At 58.8% G+C, this 25,491-nt stretch carries 20 protein-coding genes and 2 tRNA genes; 10 read left to right on the top strand and 12 right to left on the bottom strand.

Annotation, left to right across the window (positions count from 1 at the left end):
• Positions 1–618 precede the first annotated feature (618 nt).
• Together CXR43_RS06215 and CXR43_RS06220 are read left to right on the top strand one after the other, a co-directional pair.
• Positions 619–2,661 (top strand): hypothetical protein, encoded by a 2,043-nt coding sequence (locus CXR43_RS06215; RefSeq protein ID WP_103333191.1) that lies wholly within the window; start codon positions 619–621, stop codon positions 2,659–2,661.
• A 630-nt stretch (positions 2,662–3,291) separates the two neighbouring features.
• Positions 3,292–3,642, top strand: a complete 351-nt coding sequence (locus CXR43_RS06220) for an H-NS histone family protein (protein WP_168219765.1) — start codon at positions 3,292–3,294, stop codon at positions 3,640–3,642.
• Positions 3,643–3,685: 43 nt separating this feature from the next.
• Here CXR43_RS06220 and CXR43_RS17735 read toward each other — a convergent pair whose 3' ends face one another.
• The 6 genes from CXR43_RS17735 to CXR43_RS06245 all read right to left on the bottom strand — a co-directional run bounded on the left by CXR43_RS17735 (position 3,686) and on the right by CXR43_RS06245 (position 10,374).
• On the bottom strand, positions 3,686–4,771 hold the full coding sequence (locus CXR43_RS17735) for a hypothetical protein (protein ID WP_146036483.1): 1,086 nt from the start codon (positions 4,769–4,771) through the stop codon (positions 3,686–3,688).
• Positions 4,772–4,977: 206 nt separating this feature from the next.
• A complete protein-coding gene (locus CXR43_RS06225; protein WP_103333193.1) occupies positions 4,978–5,832 on the bottom strand; it encodes an ABC transporter permease in 855 nt (284 codons plus the stop codon).
• On the bottom strand, positions 5,829–6,695 hold the full coding sequence (locus tag CXR43_RS06230; RefSeq protein WP_103333194.1) for an ABC transporter permease: 867 nt from the start codon (positions 6,693–6,695) through the stop codon (positions 5,829–5,831). Before CXR43_RS06230 ends, CXR43_RS06225 begins: the two co-directional genes overlap by 4 nt.
• 95 nt (positions 6,696–6,790) lie before the next feature.
• Positions 6,791–7,588, bottom strand: a complete 798-nt coding sequence (locus CXR43_RS06235; protein ID WP_103333195.1) for an ABC transporter ATP-binding protein — start codon at positions 7,586–7,588, stop codon at positions 6,791–6,793.
• 5 nt (positions 7,589–7,593) lie between these two features.
• On the bottom strand, positions 7,594–9,048 hold the full coding sequence (hydA, locus tag CXR43_RS06240) for a dihydropyrimidinase (RefSeq protein ID WP_103333196.1): 1,455 nt from the start codon (positions 9,046–9,048) through the stop codon (positions 7,594–7,596).
• Between the two features lie 75 nt (positions 9,049–9,123).
• A complete protein-coding gene (locus CXR43_RS06245; RefSeq protein ID WP_103333197.1) occupies positions 9,124–10,374 on the bottom strand; it encodes a Zn-dependent hydrolase in 1,251 nt (416 codons plus the stop codon).
• A gap of 125 nt (positions 10,375–10,499) precedes the next feature.
• Between CXR43_RS06245 and CXR43_RS06250 the strand changes: the two genes are divergently transcribed.
• The gene (locus CXR43_RS06250; RefSeq protein ID WP_103333198.1) at positions 10,500–11,147 is read left to right on the top strand and encodes a TetR/AcrR family transcriptional regulator; all 648 of its coding nucleotides are present in this window, start codon (positions 10,500–10,502) and stop codon (positions 11,145–11,147) included.
• A gap of 4 nt (positions 11,148–11,151) precedes the next feature.
• Here CXR43_RS06250 and epmA read toward each other — a convergent pair whose 3' ends face one another.
• Positions 11,152–12,192: an EF-P lysine aminoacylase EpmA gene (gene epmA / locus CXR43_RS06255; RefSeq protein WP_103333199.1), complete on the bottom strand. Its 1,041-nt coding sequence runs from the start codon at positions 12,190–12,192 to the stop codon at positions 11,152–11,154.
• 125 nt (positions 12,193–12,317) lie between these two features.
• Between epmA and efp the strand changes: the two genes are divergently transcribed.
• Positions 12,318–12,884, top strand: a complete 567-nt coding sequence (efp, locus tag CXR43_RS06260; protein ID WP_103334055.1) for an elongation factor P — start codon at positions 12,318–12,320, stop codon at positions 12,882–12,884.
• 108 nt (positions 12,885–12,992) lie between these two features.
• On the opposite strand, the gene CXR43_RS06265 is transcribed toward efp, so the two are convergent.
• Together CXR43_RS06265 and CXR43_RS06270 are read right to left on the bottom strand one after the other, a co-directional pair.
• Positions 12,993–15,623, bottom strand: a complete 2,631-nt coding sequence (locus tag CXR43_RS06265; RefSeq protein WP_103333200.1) for a methyl-accepting chemotaxis protein — start codon at positions 15,621–15,623, stop codon at positions 12,993–12,995.
• 51 nt (positions 15,624–15,674) lie between these two features.
• Complete coding sequence (locus tag CXR43_RS06270; RefSeq protein WP_103333201.1) at positions 15,675–16,262, bottom strand: PDC sensor domain-containing protein; 588 nt, start codon at positions 16,260–16,262, stop codon at positions 15,675–15,677.
• A gap of 203 nt (positions 16,263–16,465) precedes the next feature.
• On the opposite strand from CXR43_RS06270, the gene tgt reads away from it, so the two are divergent.
• The 6 genes from tgt (at position 16,466) to CXR43_RS06300 (ending at position 21,882) form a co-directional block, all read left to right on the top strand.
• Positions 16,466–17,596: a tRNA guanosine(34) transglycosylase Tgt gene (tgt, locus tag CXR43_RS06275; RefSeq protein WP_103334056.1), complete on the top strand. Its 1,131-nt coding sequence runs from the start codon at positions 16,466–16,468 to the stop codon at positions 17,594–17,596.
• 130 nt (positions 17,597–17,726) lie between these two features.
• Positions 17,727–18,317 carry a hypothetical protein gene (locus CXR43_RS06280; protein ID WP_146036484.1) on the top strand — a complete coding sequence of 197 codons (591 nt, stop codon included), beginning with the start codon at positions 17,727–17,729 and terminating at the stop codon, positions 18,315–18,317.
• Positions 18,318–18,570: 253 nt separating this feature from the next.
• The gene (gene lon, locus CXR43_RS06285) at positions 18,571–20,979 is read left to right on the top strand and encodes an endopeptidase La (protein ID WP_103333203.1); all 2,409 of its coding nucleotides are present in this window, start codon (positions 18,571–18,573) and stop codon (positions 20,977–20,979) included.
• Between the two features lie 174 nt (positions 20,980–21,153).
• A complete protein-coding gene (locus CXR43_RS06290; RefSeq protein ID WP_103333204.1) occupies positions 21,154–21,573 on the top strand; it encodes an HU family DNA-binding protein in 420 nt (139 codons plus the stop codon).
• A 12-nt stretch (positions 21,574–21,585) separates the two neighbouring features.
• A tRNA-Val gene (locus CXR43_RS06295) sits at positions 21,586–21,660 on the top strand.
• Positions 21,661–21,806: 146 nt separating this feature from the next.
• Positions 21,807–21,882 (top strand) — tRNA-Val (locus tag CXR43_RS06300).
• 20 nt (positions 21,883–21,902) lie between these two features.
• Here the strand turns inward: CXR43_RS06300 and iolB are convergent.
• Genes iolB through iolD form a run of 3 tightly spaced genes read right to left on the bottom strand, consistent with a single transcriptional unit; the run spans position 21,903 to position 25,489 of the window.
• A complete protein-coding gene (gene iolB, locus CXR43_RS06305; protein ID WP_103333205.1) occupies positions 21,903–22,709 on the bottom strand; it encodes a 5-deoxy-glucuronate isomerase in 807 nt (268 codons plus the stop codon).
• A gap of 60 nt (positions 22,710–22,769) precedes the next feature.
• On the bottom strand, positions 22,770–23,669 hold the full coding sequence (gene iolE / locus CXR43_RS06310; protein ID WP_103333206.1) for a myo-inosose-2 dehydratase: 900 nt from the start codon (positions 23,667–23,669) through the stop codon (positions 22,770–22,772).
• On the bottom strand, positions 23,666–25,489 hold the full coding sequence (iolD, locus tag CXR43_RS06315) for a 3D-(3,5/4)-trihydroxycyclohexane-1,2-dione acylhydrolase (decyclizing) (RefSeq protein WP_103333207.1): 1,824 nt from the start codon (positions 25,487–25,489) through the stop codon (positions 23,666–23,668). The genes iolE and iolD overlap by 4 nt, the downstream gene beginning before the upstream one ends.
• Between the last annotated feature and the right edge of the window lie 2 nt (positions 25,490–25,491).

A 25,491-nucleotide genomic window follows, 5' to 3' on the forward strand; every position in this document is an offset into this window, starting at 1 on the left:
GATCGAGCATGCATAAAGTGGCTACTGATGCGGAGTTCTGCGAAGCTTAAGCAGGTCTAGAACGACAAACGACCAGAGTTCGAGAAACCCCTGGTGGCCGGGGATGGTAGCTTGCCGGAAGTAGCGTTTGAGAGTGTTTCCTCTTTGAGGGTTTAACTCTTTGGCTCTTTTGGTCCTATATAACTTAGTCAATGAACTATTGAAAGAAAACCCCCGCATTGCTGCGAGGGTTTTCTTTCAAGTGATAAGGGACACTGGATTGAAACAGTGTTGATTGGCAATATCATATCTATATAGATTATTAGAAATAGTCAATACAATTAATTGCAAAGATGAGTAGTTTTTAAATTATTGTATTGCAAATTTGCAAAGCTTAATGATTCGTTAAGCCCGATGGAGTTTCAAGTGGATCATATGAGATTGCTGTTGACTTATTCAGCTCGCATGTCGAATATTGTTATCAATGCTCTTATCCAATGATTGGCGTCAAGTGATAAGGGTTTCGAAAATATTGAAGGTTGATTATGAGAGTATATGCCATATCAGATCTGACCTTCTTGAACGCAGGGAATGCGAATACCAACGCATTTGCATACGCCAAGAAAGTGCTGTTGATGGATGCTATATGATCGTGAACTAAAGCTAAAGATAACGTCGGCCATCAAGAAAATTGAGAAGGACAGTGCAGCCCGTGATGTTGCGAGGGATACCGGGGAAAAACACAACAGACGCACTCTGAGCCGGGCTACTCGTTACCTGGACGAATACAGGTTTGATGCCCGTTGCACTTACGAAGGAATCAGGAAGGACGCTCCTGAAGTATCTAACATGGTTCCACTGGCCAAGGGCCACTTCATTGATAGGAACGCAAAGGTGTCGTTCCTGAGTGTCTTTCATGAGCCCCAGAAGGCACCTACGGCTGAGCAGGGTGATGATTTCGATCTAATCGATAGAGATGACAAGTTCGATTCCTTTAAGCCACGTGAAGTCGTAACTCTGGTGGGAAGTCTTGATTTTCCTCTGCTTCCAGAGGCAAGCGACAGAATATTCTTCACCAAGAATGCTCTCAACTTAGAGTTTACAAATTGTATAAGAAATTTTGCAAAATTTGCAGATTCGTTTACTGCTATGGACCATTATAAAATTGCTCACGGCCACAACGGATACCGTCGGACAAAGATATCCATCCACAAGAAGATTCCAGTCATCGACCAGAAGACAGGTGAAATCAAGTCAGGGATGTATAACCGAACATACAATCTCAGCTGTGATCCTGGGCTCTCTGGCGTTCTGAACATTAATGAACTCAAACTAAAGTCGGAAGTTGAGAGCTGTAACGGTCAGAATGACTGCTACATAACAATGAACGAATTCAGTGGACTTAGATCAAGGGAAAACCTGTCTAACATTACATCCACATACTTCGATATCGATAAGATTGAAAGCCGATTTGGATGCACAAAGGAAGTGTTTGCGGCTGCATTGCTGGCCCACTTCAAGAGGAATGGCAAGAGATTGCCAACATATATTACCGATTCCGGTAATGGTTTGCATGTCGTTTTCGTGTTTGAAGAAGTCATTGGTGATCGTGCTGCTGCCAAATGGTCAAAGCTCTGGGAACATATCCGAGACTTCATTAATACAATGATGACGGATCAAGATGTCAGTGTCCCGGATGAGCAGGTGAAGGATGCTGCAAGGTTCCTGAGAATATTTGGATCAGTGAACTCAAAGTCCGGCACAGTTTGCAAACCTATGTGGGTGAATGGAACCAAAGATAAACCTGAGAAGGTTAGCTTTAGAGCACTCTGTGATGACCACATGCCTATTGCTGAAGAGGAGTATCGAAAGCAGAGGCTCGAGAGAGCAGAGAAGAAGATGCTCGCAAAGGAGGCAGACCTCCGCGTGCTCCAGGGCAAGATGAAACAGAGAGCGAACCTGAGATCCAAGGCATTCAATGCTGCGAGATACTACCAGATTGTCTTGGAAGACCTCCTGAAGCTGAACCTCGCCGGACGGGCTGGTCTCGGCGTCTACGACCTGTGGCTTTTCCATGTCACGGTTTGCTTGGGTTACGTGGTTTCGGCTGAGAGACTTGTTGACGAGGTCAAGAAGATGGCGAAGCTTCATGACTGGAACGAAGCTCAGGCTTTGTCTGTGATGTCGTCAGCAATCAAGCGTGCAAAGGCTGCCATGAATCAGAAGCGGGAAAACGGCGTTGCTTGGTTATCCAGAGAAGACGACCCAAGATACAAGCTGTCTGCAGACAGACTTGTGAACGCATATAACTTGAGCGAGCAAGACATTATAAAGCTCGATCTAAGGGCAATAGTGACGAAGGACATTAAACGGGAGAGAAATAGAGAATACGTTAGAAACAAGAGAATGATAAATCCAGAAGTAAAAGATCGAATGAAGAAAGCAGTAGAACTGTCCAGAATGCGTGCTAAGCGTAACAGAGAGATATTGGAGTATATTTCAGCAGGAATTTCTATCAAGCAGATTGCAAACGATTTTGAGCTATCAAGGCAAGCCATTTATAACGTGATGAATAATGTAAGGGAAGCTATCGGTCATATAGTTTGTCGAGAGCTGGGGCATAACGGGGATTCAAGTCCATCAGGTCAAGAATATCCGTGTCAAGTCGCTTGTCACTACTAATAGTGGGGAGGTATCCATTGAGGGGAGAAGATATGCAACTCAAAGAAGGAACTGGAGGTTTGGTTTAGCCTATGTCAGAAAATATCGCCATTGGAAATGATCTTTCGGTATTGTGGGGGGATTTGTGGTAGGGGAGTTTCGGTCTGGTCCGGTTTCTTGTGTTGGTTGCTTCTTGTCATCTTTCGTTTGATATAGCGTAAAAAGATAAAATTTGTAATTACTAGAGGAGGCATGAAAGAGCAGAGTTATCGCGTGCTTCACGGCATAATTGGTAAGCGACGGAAATTCGAGATCACAATGAAGAACGGGCTGCGGAACGTGTAGAAGCATCTCGTGTTGTTCGGATAGAGTACCTACACAACAAAAACGCCTAGAGAGAGCTCACAGAAGATGAGACACAAGAGATCGATGGAGCTATCAAGCTGAAGTAAATGATCTCTCGTGATCGAAGATTTTACTTGTATCCAATCATCCATCAGTCACAGATTTCGGTGTTCTACGGCCATTTAAAGCAATGTTGTCACGTGGATTTCTTCTGTTTGGCATGAATACAGGCACATTTATGATGACAAAATGAGTCTTGGTATACTTATGTTCACCCATAGTATATCGAGAAAAATGGAGAACATAATGGCTGATATCGAGAAGATGACTTTGCCGGAACTTCGGGAGCACAGGAAGTCGGTGGATGCCTTGATTTCCCAGAGAGAGGTCGAAGATCGTCAGAAAGCTATCGAGGCTGCGAAGGAAGCAGCTCGCCAGTTCGGGTTCGAGATTGGCGATCTATTCGGTGGTAGCCGTCCGCAGGGGTCTACGGCGTCAACTGGTGGCGACAAGAAGCCTCGCAAACCCGTTGAGCCAAAGTATGCACACCCGACCGATCCTACTAAGGTGTGGTCTGGTCGTGGTCCCAATCCTCCTGCTTGGATGCAGGAACTGATTGCTCTTGGTCAGGAGAAAAAAGATTTCTTGATTAAGTGATATAATCAGACTCGATGGCCTTCAGAACTCACTCTGAGGGCCATCAGTTGGATGGCATTCCAGATAGTGAGCGTGGTTTATATAAGGTGGCGGGCGTTTCATCGTTGTGATGATTTAATGTTACGAGTGTTTTTATATCAAAGTGATCAAATACTGCTGCTGCTATATGTGCTTGAGCTTTGTCGTAAGTGTGAAAAATTGAACACACTGAGGAATTTGCAATATGGTAGAAGTCGGTCATGCTTCCTTGGAAGTCAACCCTTGCTCTTTCTCCATCGCGAGTATTCTTTGCTTCACGCTTGTACCGGAGCAAAAACAGAAGTTGGGCCAAGTTGACGATCATATCATAAGTGGCATTGCATTTTCTTCCTTCTTCGCGACTCTTGGGAATATGCCCGCAGAATCCATCTATTAAATCAATTACGCCTGTATACTTTGGATTCTCAGCTTCCTTGAATATTCTCTCTACAACGCCAGGGCCGGTGAAGTTTGCGATATGAACGTGGTCCAGTTCCGGAAGTTCTAACTTTTCGCTATTTTCTAATTGCTCAATGAGGGCGGTTGAAGCTTTCTTTGCCTTTTGAAGGAGATTTTCCTTCAGAGTTTGTATCAGCATCTTATCATTATCATTATCATTATCATTATCATCATCGAGATCGTTGACCGCATCGTCGAGCATTTTTTTCATGTTTTCTAATGCTTCAGTCATTATGTCTTCATTTGATTTTGATGGAATGCCACCAACCATCTTTTGAAGAAGATCTGTTAGGCCAAATGTCCCAATCGGCGACATTAATTTTGCTTCCTTGAATCTCTCCCAGCGTTGTTGGGCGTTTAGTTCGAAATAACTTGCTTTATATGTCTTTCCAAAGGCTTCGCCATTTTCTCTTGTCAAGAAACGGCAATCGAGTTCATTCATTACCGTTTCTAAGTTTGCCAACTTCTCTTGGTTCGTCGTCGAGAGCATCTCCAAGAGGTTCTCAATCGAGTAGCAAGTAACAACGTTGGAGCTGAGCAGTCCGGTCCTGATCTTGGACTTATCGCCTTCTGCCAATGCGTTCCACGACGAGTTATCAAAGTAGATGGTTGGAGTGAGCATGCGGCTGACTTTCAGGCTGCGGCTGGTCACCAATTTAATGCCCTATCGTTATACCCTAAAGAGTTTTCACTTCTTGCTGGTGCCGTGGGGCAGGGCGGTGGTTACTTAAATCCATAGCTTTCACCCCGGAAGTGATCGATTTTCCACAAACTGCTCGCTAGCAACATTTTTTTTGCACGCTCATGATGCTAACATTTGCTAACTGATTGCTTTGCTAACGGTTGAAAATCCCTATTTTATTGACTTTTTGATCTTTGGCTCGGGTGCCAGAAGGTCACCCGGGATTCGATCAGCGCGATCAGCCCATAGAGAACCGATCCCGCCATAGCCGCCACCGCAATTGTGGCCCAGACCATATCCAGCGCCAGTTTTCCCACTTCGGTCGAGATGCGGAACCCCATGCCCATGATCGGACTGCCGAAAAATTCGGCAACAATGGCCCCGATCAGCGCCAGGGTGGCGGCGATCTTCAGCCCGTTGAAGACAAAGGGCATCGCGGCGGGCAGGCGCAGTTTCAGCAACCGCTGGGTATAGCTGGCCGAATAGGTCTCCATCAGGTCGCGGTGCAGCCGGTCGGTCGCCTGCAACCCCGCCACCATGTTCACCAGCAAGGGGAAGAACACCATCACCACCACCACCGCCGCTTTCGACTGCCAGTCAAAGCCGAACCACATCACCAGCACCGGGGCGAGGCCGACAATCGGCAGCGCCGAGACGAAATTGCCCACCGGCAGCAACCCCTTTTGCAGAAAGGGTGACCGGTCAATGGCAATGGCGGTGACAAAGGCTGCCACCGCGCCGATGGCAAACCCCGACAGTGCGCCCCGGATCACGGTCTGCACGAAATCCCCCCACAGGATCGGCAAGGACGATACAATCTTCGGCCCGATCACTGACGGTCCGGGCAAGATGACGGTCGGCACCGCAAAGCCGCGCACCAGCCCTTCCCACAGCACCAGGAGGGTCACGCCAAACAGCGCCGCCACCGTGATCCGCCCGGCGCGCGTGGCCCCGAACCGGCTGGCCGCCAGCCGCACATTCATCGCCCATGCCGCCAGCCAAAAGACAACCGCACCCACCAGCCAGGTCATGCCGGCACCCCCATTCGCGCGCGCGCAGCCCGCTCGATCCAGCCGACGATCAGGATCAGCCCGCCCGCAAGGATCGCGGCAGCAAACAGCGCCGCCCACATGATCAAGGGCTCACCAAACTGCGACCCGATCAGCATGCGGGCCCCCAGGCCCTCCACCGCGCCGGTCGGCAATTCACCGATGATCGTCCCCACCAGCGCCGCCGCGACCGCCACTTTCAAGGAGGCAAAGAAATAGGGCAGGGATGCGGGCAGCCGCAGCTTGAAAAACGTCTGCGGTTCCGACGCGCCATAGGTGGACAGCAGGTCCAACTGCATCTGATCCGGGCTGCGCAGCCCCTTGATCATGCTGACCAGCACCGGAAAGAACGACAGATACGCCGCGATGATGGCCTTGGGCACCTCGCGGTTGTCGATCCCGATCTGGTTCGACACGGTCAGGATCATCGGGGCCAAGGCCACAATGGGAATGGTCTGGCTGATGATGGCCCAGGGCATCACGCTCAGCTCCATCACCCGGAACCGCACGATGGCCATGGCCAGCGCGACCCCCAGAAGGGTGCCAAGCGCAAAGCCCATCATCGTGCCCCGCAGCGTGACATAGCCGTGATAGACGAGGCTGCGTTTCGAGGTCACCGCCTGACCGGTCACCCCGTCCCACAAGACCTGTGCCACCTGATGCGGCGGCGGCAGCAAGGGCCGTTCCTGCGCCATGGTCTGGGGGATGACTTGCGCCAGCGTCACGCTCGTGTTGCTGCGGCTGGCCTGATCGTAAACCCAGGTCGCATTCATCCAGATCGCGGCCAGATACCACAGGACAAAAATGCCGCAGAGCACGGTCAGGATCGGGGCAGCTCTACCCATGTGCCCCCTCCCAAAGCTGCGCACACACAGCCCTACGTTTGCCATACGCAAACCAGACGTATACCAGACGCAGACTGGCGGTCGGATTGCGCGGGTTACTCATCCAGATGCCCCGCCCGCAGCCCCTCACGCACGCGGTGGGCAATCTCGATGAACTCCGGGCTGTCGCGGATCTCCAGTGGCCGATCCTTGGGCAGGGGGGAATCGATGATATCGGTAATCCGTCCCGGACGCGGCGACATGACCACGATCTTGGTCGACAGATACACCGCCTCGGGAATCGAATGGGTGACAAAGCCGATGGTCTTGGATGTGCGGGCCCAAAGCTTGAGCAACTCTTCATTCAACCGGTCGCGCACGATCTCATCCAGCGCGCCAAAGGGTTCATCCATCAGCAGAATATCCGCGTCAAAGGCCAGCGCCCGGGCGATGCTGGCGCGCTGCTGCATCCCCCCCGAAAGCTGCCAGGGGAACTTGGCCCCAAAGCCCGACAGCTCCACCAGCTCTAGCACTTTTCGAACACGTTCCTCCTGCTCGGCCTTGGAAAAGCCCATGATCTCCAGGGGCAGTTTCACATTTCCTGCAATTGTCCGCCACGGATACAATCCCGCCGCCTGAAACACATAGCCATAGGCACGGCGTTTGCGCGCATCATCCGGGGTCAGACCATTCACCGTCAGCGTGCCGCCGGTCGGATGTTCCAGTGCCGCGATGCAGCGCAGAAACGTGGTCTTGCCACAGCCCGAAGGCCCGATGAAGCTGACAAAATCGCCCTTGTTGATGGTCAGATCCACGTCTTTCAGCGCGTGCACCGGCCCGTCGCCGGTCTGGAAGGTCAGGTTCAGCCCCCGCGCCTCGATCACCGGCCGGTCGGTATGAAAGGTGTCTTTCATCTGGCTCAGACGCCCGTCACCGGCACGCCGGTCCGGATCACAGGGCGCGGGGCCGTCAGGTCTTTCCACTGGCTCAGCGCCCGGTTGACCGCGCCCCGCGCCTCGCGCGCCACAAACTGGCCGTGGCCTTCGCGGCTGCTCATCGCCCCTTCGGTCACCGCGACATGGCCGCGCGTCAGGGTGAAGCGGGGCAGACCCTTGACCTTTTGTCCCTCGAACACATTGTAATCAATGGCAGATTGCTGCGCGCTTGCGGTGATGGTCTTCTCCTTTTCCGGGTCCCAGACGATCAGATCGGCATCCGCCCCCACCAGAACCGCGCCCTTTTTCGGGTAGCAGTTCAGGATCTTGGCAATATTGGTGCTGGTCACCGCCACAAATTCGTTCGGTGTCATCCGCCCGGTGCCCACGCCATGGGTCCAGAGCATCGGCAAGCGGTCCTCCAACCCCCCGGTGCCATTGGGGATCTTGGAGAAATCCCCCTTGCCGAACCGCTTCTGCTCTGTCGTGAACGCACAATGGTCGGTGGCGACAACCGACAATGACCCCGACATCAACCCGGCCCAAAGACTGTCCTGATGCGCCTTGTTGCGGAACGGCGGGCTCATCACCCGGCGCGCGGCATGGTCCCAATCGGCGTGGAAATACTCCGACTCGTCCAGCGTCAGATGCTGGATCAATGGCTCGCCATACACCCGCTTGCCCTGCTGGCGCGCGCGGCGGATCGCTTCATGTGCGTCTTCGCAGGATACATGCACAACATAGAGCGGCACACCCGCCATATCGGCGATCATGATGGCCCGGTTGGTCGCCTCGCCCTCCACCTGCGGCGGGCGGCTGTAGGCATGGCCCTCCGGCCCGCTATTGCCCTCGGCCAGCAGTTTCGCGGTCAGTTCCGCCACCACATCGCCATTTTCGGCATGCACCATGGCCAGGCCGCCAAGCTCCCCCACCCGGCGAAAGCTGGCAAACAGCTCGTCATCATTCACCATCAGCGCGCCCTTATAGGCAAGGAAGTGCTTGAAGCTGGTGATCCCCGCCTTGACGCTGTCTTCCATCCCCTGCCAGACCGCCTCGCCCCACCAGGTCACCGCCATATGGTAGGAATAGTCGCAATGGGCGCGGGTGGATTTGTTGCTCCACACCTTGGCCGCGTCCATCAGCCCCTGACCTTGCCCCGGGAGCACGAAATCCACCACCATCGTGGTCCCCCCCGCAAGCGCCGCCCGCGTGCCGGAGTCGAAATCATCCGCCGAATAGGTGCCCATGAAGGGCATTTCCAGATGGGTGTGCGGATCAATCCCGCCGGGCATGACATAGCAGCCGGTGGCATCCAGCACGGTATCGCCAGCAAGTCCTTGGCCGATCTCGACAATCACCCCGCCTTCAACTTTTACATCCGCCGCATAGGACAGATCCGCCGTCACCACCGTCCCGCCCTTGATCACCGTCGACGCCATGGCACCGCTCCCTCATATTATCTGTTCACAAATATCCCGCGGGGGTCCGGGGGCGCGAGGCCCCCGGGGCTGGCCTCAGGACACCACCTCAGCCACCTCTAGCACCGCATGCAGCAACACATCCGTCCCCGCCGCCGCCCAGTCCGGGCTGATTTCCTCCGCCTCATTGTGCGATAGCCCGTCGACGCAGGGACACATGATCATCACCGTAGGCGCCACGCGGTTGATCCAGCAGGCATCATGCCCGGCACCCGAGACAATATCCATGTGGGAATAGCCCAGCTTTTCAGCCGCTTGCCGGACGGTCTTCACCAGACCCGCGTCAAAGGTGACCGGGTCGAAATGGCCGACATCCTCGATGGCGCAGCCCAAGCCCAGGTCAACCGCCACCGCATGGGCTGCCCGCATCACCTCGGCCTTCATCGCGTCCAGCTTGGCCTGGTCGGGGCTGCGGATATCCACCGTGAACACCACCTTGCCGGGGATGACGTTTCGGGAATTGGGGTGGACAAAGACCTGACCCACGGCCCCCACGGCGTTCGGCTGGTGGCTCATGGCAATCTGATGCACCCGTTCGGTGATCCGCGCCATGCCAAGCCCCGCATTGACCCGCATCGCCATCGGGGTCGATCCGGTATGGGCATCCTTTCCCGTCAGCGTGACTTCCAGCCACCACAGCCCCTGACCATGGGTCACCACCCCGATGGTCTTGCCTTCGGCCTCCAGAATCGGCCCTTGCTCGATGTGCAGTTCCAGCATCGCATGCATCTTGCGAGCGCCGACCGGTTCATCGCCGACCCAGCCAATCCGCGCCAGCTCGTCGCCAAAGCGCTTGCCCTCGGGGTCGCGGCGGTCATAGGCATACTCCTGGCTGTGAATGCCCGCGAAGACGCCAGAGGCCAGCATCGCCGGGGCAAAGCGGGCCCCTTCCTCATTGGTCCAGTTGGTCACCACGATCGGATGGCGGGTTTTCACGCCAAGATCATTCAGCGTGCGCACCACTTCCAGAGCGCCCAGCACGCCGAGCACGCCATCGTATTTCCCGCCCGTTGGCTGGGTGTCCAGATGACTGCCCATATAGACGGGCAGGGCCTCTGGGTCTGTGCCCGGACGGGTGGCGAACATGTTGCCCATGGTGTCGACGCCCATGGTCATGCCTGCCGCCTTGCACCAGTCTGCAAACCGGTGGCGACCTTCGGAATCGGCATCGGTCAAGGTCTGGCGGTTGCAGCCCCCGGCGCTGCCGGGGCCGATGGTTGCCATCTGCATCAGGCTGTCCCACAGCCGTTCGGAATTGATGCGGAGGTTTTCTCCGGGTGCTGGCATCAGCTGGCTCTCCCTGTGAAGCGAGGTGTCTTTGCACCCTTGCCGCGACTCGTTTCCTGACCGTATGGTCAGATCCAAGCGCACCACAACCTGACCATCCGGTCAACATAATTTCCAACGGGCTGATGACACAGAACGCACAAGTTTCGCGCATTCAGAGGGGCAGACGCACCGAAATCCGGCGCGAAAATGAGCGTGTAATCCTGGATGCCGCCGAAAAGGTCTTTGCCGAGGCCGGCTATGGCGGGGCGACGATGCAGCTGATTGCCGATATGGCGGGGCTGCCCAAAGCCAATCTGCACTATTACTTTCCAACCAAAGAGGCACTTTACCGGCAGGTGGTGCGCAATATCTTTGAAATCTGGCTGCATGCCGCCGACACCTTTGATCATGCGCCCGGTCCGGTCGAGGGAATCGGGGGCTATATCGAGGCCAAGATGGCGATCTCGCGCCGCCATCCTTTTGGCTCCAAGGTCTGGGCGTCCGAGGTGATGCACGGGGCACCGGTGATCCAGGATTATCTGGAAACCACGCTGCGCGACTGGACAGCGGGGCGGATGGCGGTGATTCAGCGATGGGTGGATCAGGGCAAGATGGCACCGGTCGACCCGCGCCACCTTCTGTACATGCTCTGGGCAATGACCCAGCATTACGCCGATTTTGGCCACCAGATCGAGACGCTGAACGGCGGCAAACCCCTGACCGACGCGCAATGGCAAGAGGCGACCGAGACGGTGAAGTCGGTCATCCTGCGCGGGATCGGGGTGATCTGAGGCGCTATCCCACCGGCACCCACAGCACATCATCGATGCGTGGCGCGCCGGTGGCCAGCATCACCAGCCGGTCAAACCCCATCGCGCAGCCGCTGGCGGGCGGCATTTGGGCAAGGGCGGACAGGAAATCCTCATCCAGCGGATAGCGTTCGCCATAGATGCGGGCCTTTTCCTCCATCTCGGCGACAAAGCGGCGGCGTTGTTCGGCCGCATCGGTCAACTCGCCAAAGCCGTTGGCGAGTTCCACCCCGCAGGCATAAAGCTCAAACCGCTCCGCCTCGCGCGGGTTGTCGGCACAGGGGCGGGCAAGGGCGGCCTCCACCACCGGATATCGGTCGAGGAGGGTGGGGCGGCCATGGCCCAGATGCGGCTCGACCTTTTCCGCCAGCAAACGGCTGAAGATGTCGGACCAGGTGTCGTCATGCGCCACGCGCACACCGGCCGCCGCCGCCTGACGGGCAAGCGCCGCGCGGTCAGCGCTGCCGTCTGCCGACAAGCTGGACAAAAGATCCACATTGGCATGGCGCTGCATCGCATCGGCCACCGAAAGGCGCTCCGGTTCAAGCCAAGGGTCGCAGGTGGTACCGCGAAACCGCAAGTGCTGTGCGCCCGCTGCCTGTGCCGCAAGTCGCAGAAAGGCCACGCAGTCCTGCATCAAGGCGCAGTATTCCTGCCCCACCCGGTACCATTCCAGCATGGTGAATTCCGGGCTGTGCAGCGCCCCACGCTCACGGTTGCGCCAGACATGGGCGAAGGCATGAATCCGCGTCTCTCCCGCTGCAAGCAGCTTTTTCATCGCGAATTCCGGGCTGGTGTGCAGATACATGCGCCGCGCCGTGCCCTCAGTGCCGATGGCGTCGGTGCCAAAGGCATGCAGATGGGTTTCATTGCCGGGGCTGGTTTGCAGCGCGGCCGGGTCCACCTCGGTAAAGCCGTCCCCTGCCAGATGGGCGCGGATCTGCGCCTGAATCCGGTTGCGCGCCAGCAGCAACGGGCGGCGATCGGCATGGCGGGTGGCGGACCACCAGGTGTCTGAACCGGACATGCAAACCCTTCCTGCGGTCTTTTTGCGTGCCTTGCGTTGAAATTCGCCGTCAGATGGGTTAGGCGCGCAGACAATCGGTGCCGGGGCTATCCTTCGGCCTCTCAAACCACAAGGAAAACCTGACCGTGAAAGTCATCGCATCCTCGCTGCGCAAGGGCAATGTCGTTGAAATGGATGGCAAGCTCTATGCCGTTCTGAAGGCTGAAAACTTCCACCCCGGCAAGGGCACGCCGACCACAAGCGTCGACATGCGCCGAATCTCTGACGGGGTAAAAGTGGCGGAGCGGTGGCGCACCACCGAGATGGTCGAAAAGGCCACCGTGGATGAGCGGGAATATGATTTCCTCTATGAGGACGGCGAAGGCTATCATTTCATGGAGCCCAACACCTATGAACAGATCGCTGTATCGGCCGATGTTGTCGGCGATGACAAGGTTTTCCTGACCGAAGGTATCAAGGTCTATCTGCGCACCTATGAAGGTGTCGCAATTGCCATTGAACTGCCGCAGCGTGTGATCGTCGAGATCACTGAAACCGAACCGGTGGTGAAGGGCCAGACGGCATCCTCCTCCTACAAGCCGGCAATCTGTTCGAACGGGCTGCGGGTCATGGTGCCGCCGCATATCGGCGCAGGCACCCGGATCGAGATCAATACCGACGATTATTCATATGTGGGTCGGTCCAAGGACTGATCTGGCTGTGCACCGCCTGTTGCCGGTGTCCATGCCTTGAACGGATGAACCTGCCGGATCCGACCATCGGATCCGGCATTTTTATTCGCGATCAGATTGCGGGCGAGATCAAAAATCTTCCCAACTGTCGCGGTCTGCAGCGACTGCCGCCTGTGCGGCTCGGGCGGGTGGCCGGGCCGGGGGGGTGCGTGAGGATTGGAAGGTGCCCGGGGCAGCTTTGCTGTCTGCTTTCGGCGGACCCCAGGAGCGCGCCGTGCGGCTGGCCATCGGATCGTATCCGGCGTCCCGCCGTTTGCTGCTGTTCAGGGTAAAGCGCGCGGTGGTCTCGGCCAAGGCAACGGCTGCCCGGTTCAGAGACTGCGATGCGGCAGAGGTTTCCTCGAACATTGCGGCATTTTGCTGTGTCACCTGATCCAGGTGTTTGACGGCGGTGTTCAGCTCGGTGATGCCGTTGGATTGCTCCTTGGCCGAACTGGCGATTTCCGACACCAGGCTGTGCACCTCTCCCACTGCGGATTGGATGCCGGTGAGGCTGCGCCCAGCCTCGGCCACAAGGCTGACGCCGCGCTTGACCTGATCGGAAGAGGCGGTGATCAACCCCGCGATTTCGCGCGCGGCCTCTGATGAGCGTTGCGCCAGATCGCGCACTTCCGATGCGACCACTGCAAAGCCACGCCCGGCCTCACCCGCGCGGGCGGCCTCCACCCCGGCATTGAGCGCCAGCAGATTGGTCTGGAAGGCGATTTCGTCGATCACCGAGGTGATGCGGGAAATCTTGGACGAGCTTTGCTCGATCTCTCCCATGGCCGACACCGCCTCGCGGACAACGCGGCCTGAGGTTTCGGCATTCTGCTTGGCCTCTTCGACCCTTGTGTTGGCGTTGCGGGCGACTTCGGCGGTGGATTTGACCGAATGTGTCATCTGGTCCAGCGCGGCAGAGGTTTGTTCCAGCGTGGCCGCCTGCTGTTCTGTGCGGCGGCTGAGATTGTCGGCCGCGCTGCTGATGTCGCCCACTTCGCCGCGGATGGCGGCCGAACTGTCAACGACATCCGACATTGCCGCCCGCAACCGCTCTGTTGCTTCGTTGAAATCGGACCGCAGCCCTTCATAGCGCGAATCAAAGGTTTCACCCAAGGTGGCGGTCAGGTCACCGTTCGACAGCTGGGCCAAAGCGGCGCGCAGGGAATCGACGACTTTGCTTTGTGCCGCCTCCATATCCCGCCGTCTTGCCTCCGCTTCGCGCTGATCGGATTGCTGTCGGGTGACGTCTGCGGCGAGCAGAAGGTAGGACTGGACCGTATCCTTATCGTCTTTGACCGGGGTGATGCGCGCCTCCAGCAAGGCAGCGTCTCCATTCGCCAGGCTCAGACGGATCAGCCCGTCGACCGGATCACCTGATCGGAGCCGCGCCCACAGATCGCCGGCAGCAGGGTCTTCAAGCGTCATCTGGCTGCGGCAGTCGCGCCCTGCGATGGTTGCAGCAGACTGTCCCAGCAAAGCGGCAAAGCGGTCATTCGCGGATTCGATCTGGCCCGATTTCGACAATTCGGCACGGAGTTGGCCTGCGTCGATTGCCGAAAGCACTGCAGCATTGCGACGGTCTTGCGTGGTCATGCGCCATTCAAGCACATAACCGGTCAGGACGCCGTCGGCGTCGCGGATGGCGGCCATTGAGACAGCAAACATATCACGCCCGCGGGAAAACCCGATGGCTTGCGGTGAGCCTGCGGCTCCAAGCCCGGACAGGTTGGCAAGGGCCGGGTCGAGGCTGGTGGCGGGCCGCCCGATCAGCGGCATGGCCGAGCCCGGGCCTGCCGAGAAATGCGCGGTCATCAGCGACTGCGCTGCGGCATTGGCATACAGGATCCGGAACTCCGCGTCGGTGATGGTCAGAGCGGCCGATGCCCCTTCAAACGCCGATCCCTTGAACATGCCGACCCGCGTCACCTCAAGCGACGCGGCGAGATCTGAACGAAAGCCTTCGAGCGCACGCGCAATCTCGCCGATTTCATCATGAGCGCCACGGTTTGGCACGTCCACGGCATAATCTCCGGCCGCGACCCTGCTCACTGCCTCGTTGAGGTTGCGCAGCGGACGCGAGATGAACCAGCGGAACAAAAGCGCTGCTGCAACCAACATCGCCGCGAAAATGGCCGCCCCCGTCAGCAGGCTTTTCCGGGTCGTCGCGGCCAACTCTGACGTGATCCGATCATCGGACCACCGCGTGACGATCACGCCGACGATCTGCGACTCTGCGCCGAAATACACCGGATGGGCGACGCTCAGACCGTCTTCACTGAACATCAGCTCTTCGTCATGCGCCGGTTTGCGATTTTGTGACATCCAGACGGACACTTTGGCCAGCAGGTCAGTGCCAAGTTGCACCGGGGTATTATCCGTTACCCCGGCCCCCGGACGGCGCGCCTGCGAGAACACCGTACCATCCAAACGCAATGTCACAATTTCTGTCAGATCCTCGCCGGCCAGATCGAACAGTTCCTGTTCGATTACGGCTGCCGCATCTTGTTTGTTGAACCGCAGGGCACCGCCAGCATTATGGCCGGACATATTGGTAACCATTCCTGCCATGTCCCGCAACGCGGCATTCAGCATCGCCTTGGTGTTGGCATTGCTGCCGAAGATCGAGCTTGCGACCACGACGGCCACGGTAAGCGCGGTGATCACCGTCGCCTTGAGAAAGACCGACCGCAACTGGAAAGGGGAAGACAGGGTGGGCATCGGGACAATCCTTGGATGCGACAGCTAAAGAAGATGTCAGGGACGTTGAGGTCAGAACTGTTCTGCATTCAGGGCGACGGTGACCGCGCCGATGACACTGCCATCGGCAGGATCTGTCAGGGAAAACGACACCTGAACCTGATAGGCTTGGCTGCTTTCGTCGAATTCAACCTCGCCGATGTGGAGCGCTCCGGGACCCTTGGGATAGGTTTCCTGAAACTTCGCCTCATCCCCCTGCCAATAGTCAGAGGTGGTGCCGGCGGAAGCGACGTTGAGGCCAAGCGAATCCATCACGAACACTTCGCTTATACTGCCGGCGGCCAATTCGACCTGGTTGCGCAGCATGTCTGACGCAGGGGTGCCAAGGACACTGCTGATGGTGGGTTGCACGGATGCCCCGAGCTCTGACATCCATCCCTGATCCAGCCTGTCGATATCGGCCTGTGTCAGCCCGGCATGGCGCAGGTTCTGTGCCAGCACCGCAGAGATCAGGACCGGGTCAGCGGCCCAGGTGTTGAGCGCCTCGGTCACGAAGGCGCGGGCCTTATCCTCGGGAAAGCCGTTTTCAGTTGCGAAAACTGGCGGGCCAAGCGCGGCGAGGGCGCAGGCAAAAAGCAGTGTGGCAGCGTGACGGCGCATTGTGAAACCCCCTAAGAGGCCCGGTCATCCGGGCAGCAGACTCCAATTAAAGGCAGCCGGCTTGCCGCCCCCTTAACAGCGGGACGATCGCTAAAATCCGTGCAATTTTTCCGCCTTGCCGCGGCGCGCCCCTGAGCCGGGCCTTGGATTCCCGGACGGATCGGGTATTCGGGCGGTTGATCAAGGCAGGATTGGGCAAAGCGATGGCGCAACGGTTCGGGTTTACGGTCGAGGCGACCGATGGCATGGCGCGCAAGGGTGTGATCCGCACCCCGCGCGGCGAGATCCGGACGCCAGCCTTCATGCCGGTGGGTACGGCGGCCACGGTCAAGGCAATGCTGCCGGAGTCGGTGCGGGCCACCGGGGCCGATATCTTGCTGGGCAACACCTACCACCTGATGCTGCGCCCGACGGCGGAGCGGATTGCGCATCTGGGGGGCTTGCACCGGTTCATGAACTGGGAGCGCCCCATTCTGACCGACTCCGGCGGGTTTCAGGTGATGAGCCTGGCCTCTCTGCGCAAGCTGACCGAAGAGGGCGTGCGGTTTTCCAGCCATATTGACGGCTCCAAACACATGCTGTCGCCCGAACGCAGCATGGAGATCCAGAAGCTGCTGGGGTCAGACATCGTGATGTGTTTCGACGAATGCCCGGCCTTGCCCGCAACTGATGCCGAGGTGGCGAAATCGATGGCGCTGTCGATGCGCTGGGCGCAGCGGTCGCGCGATGCCTTTGGCGACCGGCCAGGCCATGCACTGTTCGGCATCATGCAAGGCGGCGTCACGCGCGACCTGCGCGAGGAATCGGCGCGGGCGCTGGTTGACATCGGCTTTGATGGCTATGCGGTCGGCGGGCTGGCGGTGGGCGAAGGGCAGGAGGCTATGTTCGGCGTGCTCGACTATGCGCCGGGCTTCCTGCCAGAGGACAAGCCGCGCTATCTGATGGGGGTTGGCAAGCCCGATGATATTGTGGGTGCCGTCGAGCGTGGCATCGACATGATGGATTGTGTGCTCCCGTCCCGATCTGGCCGCACCGGGCAGGCCTGGACCCGGCGGGGGCAGGTCAACATCAAGAATGCGCGCCACATGGATGACCCGCGCCCGCTGGACGAAGACTGCACCTGCCCGGCCTGCCGCAGCTACAGCCGCGCCTATCTGCATCATGTGTTCAAGGCGCAAGAGATGATCTCGGGCATGCTGCTGACCTGGCACAACCTGCATTATTATCAGGAGTTGATGCAGGGGTTGCGCGACGCCATTGCCACCGGAACTCTGCCCGGATTTGTCGCGGCGTTTCACGCGCAGCGGGCGATGGGGGACATCGACCCGGTCTGACCGGTCCGGGCTGTTGCCCTTCGCATACGACGGCATGCAAAAACTGCGAAAACTGTAAACTTCCACGCGCATTTTTTGCAGCGTGCTGCTAGTGTGACCGCGCAGCACCCTGCAAATACGGACAAATGGCTTGAAATTTCTACAGTGTTTCTGCGTGGTTGACTCGTCGCTTCGCATCCTCTGGGTTGGCGGTGACTGGGACGATTTTGCCTTGCGCAATGGCGGATCGTCGGTCCTTGCCAATGACATTCTGGCAACCCGGCTGACCGATCACATCACCGATGCGGCGACCGCAGGCACGGTTGAGCAGATGGTGGCGGCGGTGATTGACACTCAGGGCAGCCTGAGGATGGATTATCGCTGCGATGGCCCCGAGGAGCTGCGCCGCTTCCGGCTGACGATCAAGCCGATGAAGGACGCAAGGGTGATCATGGTGCACGAGTTGCGCGATGCGATCCGGCTGACTCCGCCGATGGAAGCCTGGACCTTTGATCCGGCAGCGCGCGATGAGAAATGCTCGGTCTGCGGTATGGTCCACGCCCCAGGTGGATCGTGGACAGACCCGACCCTGCCGGGTGTGCAGCATCCGGTTCTGGTCCGCTATACGGTCTGCCCGTCCTGCGTCACCCGGATCGGCGCGGCGGTGGCGGGCATTCTTGACGGGGCAGAGGCGGGGGATGTCGGAGAGCTGAATCTGATGCCGGGTTGCAACCCGAGCTGAGCCGGCGCGGCTCCGGCCCGGGCGATGCGCCGATCAGGCCGCCAGACCGCACGGATTTGTCCCGGATTGTCCTTGCCCGCGCAAGCGCCAAGGCGCATCATCGTCCCAAACGGCTGGCCTTTCCCGGCCACTTGGCTGCCCTGGTTGACACCCCCCCACAGACTCCCCAGATAGAGGGGCCAGAGAGGGGAAGGTCGGGATGCTGCCGATGGACGGGGCCGTGACCTTCCTGCCGAGATAAGGATACCAAAAGATGAGCGAGCAATTTTCGACCAGCTACCCGGTACTGCCGTTGCGCGATATCGTGGTGTTCCCGCATATGATTGTGCCGTTGTTCGTCGGCCGTGAAAAATCCGTGCGGGCGCTGGAAGAGGTGATGCAGGATGACAAACAGATCCTGCTGTCCAGCCAGATTGACCCGACCGTTGATGACCCGTCCACCGATGGCATCTATCGCGTCGGCGTGCTGGCCAATGTTCTTCAATTGCTGAAACTTCCTGATGGCACGGTCAAGGTGCTTGTCGAGGGCAAGACGCGGGTGAAGATCACCGAATTCGTCGATAACGCCAGCTTCTTTGAAGCCACTGCCGCGCCTTTGTCGGAAACCCCCGGCGATGCCTCGGCGGTGGAGGCGATGCTGCGCGCCGTGGCGGATGAGTTTGAGCGCTACGCCAAGATCAAGAAGAACATCCCCGAAGAGGCGCTGTCTGCCGTGTCTGAAACGCGCGAACCCGCGCGCTTGGCTGACCTTGTGTCGGGCCATCTGGGGGTGGAAGTCGCCCAGAAGCAGGCACTGCTGGAAACGCTGGATGTGTCTGAGCGGCTGGAAAAGGTCTACGGGCACATGCAGGGCGAAATGAGCGTGCTGCAGGTTGAGAAAAAGATCAAGACGCGCGTCAAGACCCAGATGGAAAAGACGCAGCGGGAATATTACCTCAACGAACAGATGAAGGCGATCCAGCGCGAACTGGGCGATGGCGAGGAAGGCCAGAACGAAATCGCCGAACTCGAGGCGCGCATTGCCGCCACCAAACTGTCGAAAGAGGCCCGCGAAAAGGCGGATGCCGAGATCAAGAAGCTCAAGTCCATGAGCCCGATGAGCGCCGAGGCGACCGTCGTGCGCAATTATCTGGACTGGCTGCTTGGCGTGCCTTGGGATGTGAAATCCCGCGTCAAGAAAGATCTGGGTGCTGCGCAAAAGGTGCTGGACGCTGATCACCATGGCCTCGACAAGGTCAAGGAGCGTATCGTCGAATATCTGGCGGTGCAGGCGCGCTCGACCAAACTCAAAGGTCCGATCCTGTGCCTTGTCGGGCCTCCGGGTGTGGGCAAAACCTCGCTGGGCCGGTCGGTGGCCAAGGCCACCGGGCGCGAGTTCATCCGCATCTCCTTGGGCGGTGTGCGTGACGAATCGGAAATCCGTGGTCACCGGCGGACCTATATCGGGTCGATGCCGGGCAAGATCATCCAAAGCCTGAAAAAGGCCAAGACCAACAACCCGTTGATCTTGCTTGATGAAATTGACAAAATGGGGCAAGATTTCCGCGGCGATCCGGCGAGCGCCTTGCTTGAGGTGCTGGACCCGGAACAGAACGGCACCTTCGTCGATCACTACTTGGAGGTGGAATACGACCTGTCGAACGTGATGTTCATCACCACGGCCAACAGCTACAACATGCCCGGCCCGTTGATGGACCGGATGGAGATCATCCCGCTGGCCGGCTACACCGAGGACGAAAAGCGCGAGATTGCGCGGCAGCACCTGCTGCACAAGCAGATTGCCGCCAATGGCCTCAAGAAGGGTGAGTTCAGCGTCGATGACGCGGCACTGACCCATGTGATCCGGTATTACACCCGCGAAGCCGGGGTGCGCAGCCTTGAGCGGGAAATCGCGAAACTCGCCCGCAAGGCGGTGACCGATATCCTGAAGGGCAAGACCAAATCGGTGGCGGTGGATGCCGCAAAGGTGGAAGACTACCTTGGCGTGCAGCGTCACCGCTATGGTTTGGCCGAGCTGGAAGATCAGGTCGGTGTGGTGACCGGTCTGGCCTGGACCAGCGTCGGCGGCGATCTGCTGCATATCGAGGCGCTGAAACTGCCCGGCAAGGGGCGGATGAAGACCACGGGCAAGCTGGGCGATGTGATGAAGGAATCCATCGATGCCGCCGCTTCCTATGTCCGCTCGGTCAGCCCGCAGATCGGTGTGAAACCGCCGAAGTTCGAGACGATGGACATTCACGTTCACGTCCCCGACGGGGCCACCCCGAAAGACGGCCCATCGGCCGGTCTGGCCATGGTGACCTCTATCGTGTCGGTGCTGACCGGCATTCCGGTGCGGCGCGACATTGCGATGACGGGTGAGGTGTCCTTGCGCGGCAATGCCATGCCGATCGGCGGGTTGAAGGAGAAACTGCTGGCGGCCTTGCGCGGCGGCATCAAGACCGTGCTGATCCCGCAGGAAAACGAAAAGGATCTTGCCGAGATCCCGGACAACGTGAAGCAGGGATTGAAGATCATTCCTGTCAGCCATGTCCGCGAAGTGCTGGCTGCGGCGCTTGTGCGCCAGCCCGAAGCGATCGAATGGGATGAGGCGGCCGAGGAAGCCGCCGCTGCCGCCCGCCGGGCTGGGGAGTTGTCCCACCTGTCGCAGACCGCGCATTAAGCCTTGGGTCACGTCTGAACCTTCAAAGCGCCCCCGGTCGGGGGCGCTTTTTCATGCCAGACGGGTTTTGCCAGTCCTGCCTCCGGGCCTGAGTCTTTGTCAGTGACATTCGCGCGTGATCATGGCTAATCTGCCGCACAGCTCATTCCCAAACCGACAGACGGAGCGTTTTTCATGGCCAGCAAGCCCCCAGTGAAACCCGGCCCGAAGGGCATCCCTGCACCAAGGCCAAAGCTCGCAGCAGAGCCTGTGGCTGCGGCAAGGCTGGCTGACCAGGACACGCCCCCCGCCACCGACAGCAAGGACGCGCGCGGTGCTGCGCTGCGGCTGCGCGAACTGGTCAGCCGGGTCACTGAAACGACGGGCGGCAAGAAGAAGGGCGTCAAGGACATCGTCGAGGCGACCCTGTCCGCTCTGGGCGACGCACTCGCCAAAGGGCAGGAGCTGAACCTGCCCGGCGTGGGCAAGGTAAGGGTGGCCAAATCGGTCGATCGTGAAGGCCGCTCGATGATGACGCTCAAGGTGCGCAGTGCCGGAACGCCAAAGTCGAAACAGCCAAAAGAGGCTCTTGCAGAGGCAGGCGAAGCCGTCTAAGACGCTGCCATCGGGCGATTAGCTCAGCGGTAGAGCGCTTCGTTCACATCGAAGATGTCAGCGGTTCAAATCCGTTATCGCCCACCATCTTTCCGCTTATCCAAAAGGCGATCCCCGTCGGGATCGCCTTTTTTGGTTTGGGGCGCATGCCTTGCCGCGTTGCGCAGATGCCCGACATATCGCGAAAAGCACCCTTGAAAGCCCCCCTCCAAGACGGTAGATGATCACTCAGCGGGTGATTAGCTCAGTTGGTAGAGCGCTTCGTTTACACCGAAGATGTCGGCGGTTCGAGTCCGTCATTACCCACCATCCTCCGCTTTGCACAAGGGTCAGGCGTCGCGTTTTGCGATCCAGTCATGCTCTGGGTGGTTCTGGAACCGCCAGTTGCGACGGGGGCCTGCCATGACATTGAGGTAATACATCTCATAGCCGTAAGGCGCACCGCAGGGGTGATGGCCGCGCGGCACCAGGACCACATCGCCATCAGCAACCGCCATGGTTTCGTCCAGGGTGCCGTCTTCGGTAAACACCCGCTGGACTCCAAAGCCTTGGGACGGGTTCAGGCGGTGGTAATAGGTTTCCTCCAGATAGGTCATATGGGGGAAGTTGTCTTCGTCATGCCGATGTGGCGGATAGCTGGACCAGTGACCTGCGGGCGTGAACACTTCCGTCACCAGCAGGCTGTCGGCCACGTCGCGCTCTTCCATGGCAATCGCATTGATGTGGCGGGTATTGGTGCCCTTGCCGCGGGTGACCTGCGGCACATCCTGGGGCCCGATGGAGGCGGCGGCATGGCCGCCAGTCCCCGGTGCGGTGCAGACGGCAAGCGTCAGCGGTGTGGTGGCCGTTACCGCCCAATCAGACCCGTCAGGCAGGTAGATGCAATGGGGCGGGGTCTTTTCAAAGACATCCATCCGGTCGCCGCGCACGCCCCAGTCTTTTCCGCCGCCGGAAAACTGGCCCTTGCCTTCGACGAAGACAAAGATCGCCTCACGATCGCCCAGCGATCCGCTGGCCGTCTCGCCCGCCTCCAGCCGGTAGAGCTGGAACCCGACATAGCCCCAACCCGCGCTGTCCGGGGTGATGTCATGCACCTTGCCGGTAGTGCCCTGCGGCTTGATCAACAGCTTGTTCATATTGCACCTCTCCAAAGTACTTCCCGGGGCCGCAGGCGGGGGGCGGAGCCCCCTGTGCCCTCAGCTCCGGATCAACCCAACCTGTTTTGACAGCCGTTTCAGCGTCGCCAGACCCAAGGTCTGATACAGCAGCGGATTGCGCTGCACCGGGTCCTGCTCGGCTTCGATCACGATCCAGCCTTCATACCCCACATCGGCCAAAATCTGCAAAAGCGGGGCGAAATCCACGCCGCCCTCCTGATCGCCGGGCACGGTGAAAGCCCCGGCCAGCACGCCCTGCAGGAAGGACATGCCCTTTGACCGCACCTGGGCGGTGATGGCCGGACGGATGTTCTTGGCATGGAAATGGCGGACGCGGGCGGCATGGCGGATCAGCACCGCCACCGGATCGCCGCCGCCAAAGGCGCAATGGCCAGCGTCGAAAAGCAGGTGCGTTTGGGGGCCAGTGGCCGCCATCAGCGCATCAATCTCTGCGGGCGACTCAACAATCGTGCCCATGTGGTGATGGTAGACCAATGTGATGCCTTGGCTTGCAAGATAGGCGGCAAAAGCCTCCAGCTTCTTGCCGAAGGCCAGCATTTCATCGGAGGTCAGGCGCGGGCGGTCGTTGACGGGCACATCCGCGCCATGGATGGCGTTCGAGGTTTCGCAGACGATCATGACCTTGCACGCGTTGTGCAACAGCTTTGTCAGATGCGCTTGACAGGCATTGATCTCGTCTTCGACCGATTGCACCAGCAGGTTGGTGGAATACCAGCCCGAGATGAAGGTCAGCCCGTAATCGGCGAGCAATGCGCGCAGGGCTTCGGGATCATCGGGCCAGCGGTGACCATTCTCTATCCCGTCAAAGCCGATCTGGCGGCCGGCCTCATCCAGAATGCGATGGGTCGGAATATCGGCCCCGATGCTTTGGTCATCATCATTGGCCCAGGCGATGGGATTGGTTCCAAAGCGGATCATGCTTGGTCTTTCCGTTGAGTTTCATACTGTTGGCGGGCAAAGTTCACTTGCGGGCGTGCGCTCACCTCGGGCACTGCCACCTCCCACCAATGGCCGCCATGCGGGGTGCTGGGATAGGGGTCGGTGTCGATGACGATGACATAGGGGCCAGCCACGGTGTCGCGCCGGGCCAGAGCAGCCTCCAACGCGGCGATGCTCCCGACTTTCACCGAAACCGCCCCCATCGCTGCCGCATGGGCGGCAAAGTCGATGCGCGGCGCATGGGTGATATTGGCATGGGCGTAAAGATTGTTGAACTCTGCCCCGCCAGTGCCCATCTGCAACCGGTTGATGCAGCCATAGCCCCGGTTGTCGGTGATGACGGTGGTGAAGGAAAGGCCCATCATCGCAGCCGTGGCCATTTCGGAATTCATCATCATATAGCTGCCATCGCCCACCATGCAGATCACGTCCCGGGCGGGCTGGGCCAGTTTGATGCCGATCGCCCCGGCGATTTCATAACCCATGGTGGAGAACCCGTATTCCATGTGATAGGCCCCCTGTTTCGGGGCTTTCCACAGCTTGTGCAGCTCGCCGGGCATGGTGCCTGCGGCGCACATCACCACGGTTTCCAACTGGCTTGCGCGCTGTACAGCGCCAATGACCTGCTGGTCGGTGGGCAGGGCATTGCCATCGCCGGGTGCCTCGGTCAGCGGATCGACGGCGGCAAACCATGCCTCTTTCAGGCCGGGGGGCGGGGCGGGGCAGCGGTGATCGCCAAGGGCGGCCTGCAATTGCTGCAAGGCCACAAGCGCATCGGCGCAGAGCGGTTCGGCCCCGTGTTTCATCGCGTCATAGGGGGCGACGTTGATTGATACCAGCTTGCGATCCTTGTTCTTGAACAAGGCCCATGATCCGGTGGTGAAATCCTGAAACCTTGTGCCAACGCCAAGGATCAGATCCGCGCTCTCACAGACCGTATTGGCAGAGCTGGCCCCGGTCACGCCGACCGGGCCAAAATTCAGCGGGTGGTCCCATGGAAGCGCCGACTTCCCGGCCTGCGTTTCCACCACCGGAATGTCAAAGCGCTGTGCGAATGCGGCAAGGGCCGCGTCGGCACCCGAAAAATGCACACCTCCGCCGGCGATGATCACGGGCCGTTTCGCGGCACGGATCAGGGCAGCGATGCTGTCCAGTTCCACCGGGTCGGGATGCGGGCGGCGGATGCGCCAGACTTTTGGTGTGAAGAAGGCTTCTGGCCAGTCATAGGCTTCGGCCTGCACGTCCTGACAGAAGGACAGGGTGACGGGGCCGCACTCTGCCGGGTCGGTCATGGTGCGCATTGCACGGGGCAGGGCGGTCAGCAACTGCTCGGGCCGGGTGATCCGGTCGAAATAGCGGCTGACGGGGCGAAAGCAATCATTGACCGACAGGCTGCCGTCGCTCGGGCTTTCCAGCTGTTGCAGCACCGGGTCGGGTCCGCGCCCGGCAAACACATCGCCCGGAATAAGCAGCACCGGCAAGCGGTTCACATGGGCCAGGGCGGCGGCTGTCACCATGTTCAACGCCCCCGGTCCGATCGAGGAGGTAACGGCCATCGCCCGGGTGCGCCGCATCTGTTTTGCATAGGCGATCGCGGTATGCGCCATCGACTGTTCGTTCTGGCCGCGCCATGTCGGCCATGTGTCCTTGAGGCCGTGCAAGGCTTCACCAATACCCGCCACATTGCCATGGCCAAAGATCGCCCAGCATCCGGCCAGATAAGTCTCGCCGTCTTCATTCTTTTGCACGGACAGATAGCGCATCATCGCCTGTGCGGCGGTCAGTCGGATCGTGGCCATGG

This window comes from Pseudotabrizicola formosa, assembly GCF_002900965.1.
Taxonomy (GTDB): domain Bacteria; phylum Pseudomonadota; class Alphaproteobacteria; order Rhodobacterales; family Rhodobacteraceae; genus Pseudotabrizicola; species Pseudotabrizicola formosa.

Bases quoted from the DNA above. Each gene is read 5' to 3' on its own strand.
- CXR43_RS06250 (WP_103333198.1), top strand. From the start codon at position 10,500: ATGACACAGAACGCACAAGTTTCGCGCATTCAGAGGGGCAGACGCACC.
- epmA (WP_103333199.1), bottom strand. From the start codon at position 12,192: ATGTCCGGTTCAGACACCTGGTGGTCCGCCACCCGCCATGCCGATCGC.
- CXR43_RS06220 (WP_168219765.1), top strand. From the start codon at position 3,292: ATGGCTGATATCGAGAAGATGACTTTGCCGGAACTTCGGGAGCACAGG.
- CXR43_RS06265 (WP_103333200.1), bottom strand. From the start codon at position 15,623: ATGCCCACCCTGTCTTCCCCTTTCCAGTTGCGGTCGGTCTTTCTCAAG.
- CXR43_RS06230 (WP_103333194.1), bottom strand. From the start codon at position 6,695: ATGGGTAGAGCTGCCCCGATCCTGACCGTGCTCTGCGGCATTTTTGTC.
- iolE (WP_103333206.1), bottom strand. From the start codon at position 23,669: ATGATCCGCTTTGGAACCAATCCCATCGCCTGGGCCAATGATGATGAC.
- iolD (WP_103333207.1), bottom strand. From the start codon at position 25,489: ATGGCCACGATCCGACTGACCGCCGCACAGGCGATGATGCGCTATCTG.
- CXR43_RS06215 (WP_103333191.1), top strand. From the start codon at position 619: ATGCTATATGATCGTGAACTAAAGCTAAAGATAACGTCGGCCATCAAG.
- lon (WP_103333203.1), top strand. From the start codon at position 18,571: ATGAGCGAGCAATTTTCGACCAGCTACCCGGTACTGCCGTTGCGCGAT.
- CXR43_RS06270 (WP_103333201.1), bottom strand. From the start codon at position 16,262: ATGCGCCGTCACGCTGCCACACTGCTTTTTGCCTGCGCCCTCGCCGCG.
- CXR43_RS06245 (WP_103333197.1), bottom strand. From the start codon at position 10,374: ATGCCAGCACCCGGAGAAAACCTCCGCATCAATTCCGAACGGCTGTGG.
- CXR43_RS06225 (WP_103333193.1), bottom strand. From the start codon at position 5,832: ATGACCTGGCTGGTGGGTGCGGTTGTCTTTTGGCTGGCGGCATGGGCG.
- CXR43_RS06235 (WP_103333195.1), bottom strand. From the start codon at position 7,588: ATGAAAGACACCTTTCATACCGACCGGCCGGTGATCGAGGCGCGGGGG.
- iolB (WP_103333205.1), bottom strand. From the start codon at position 22,709: ATGAACAAGCTGTTGATCAAGCCGCAGGGCACTACCGGCAAGGTGCAT.
- hydA (WP_103333196.1), bottom strand. From the start codon at position 9,048: ATGGCGTCGACGGTGATCAAGGGCGGGACGGTGGTGACGGCGGATCTG.
- CXR43_RS06290 (WP_103333204.1), top strand. From the start codon at position 21,154: ATGGCCAGCAAGCCCCCAGTGAAACCCGGCCCGAAGGGCATCCCTGCA.
- tgt (WP_103334056.1), top strand. From the start codon at position 16,466: ATGGCGCAACGGTTCGGGTTTACGGTCGAGGCGACCGATGGCATGGCG.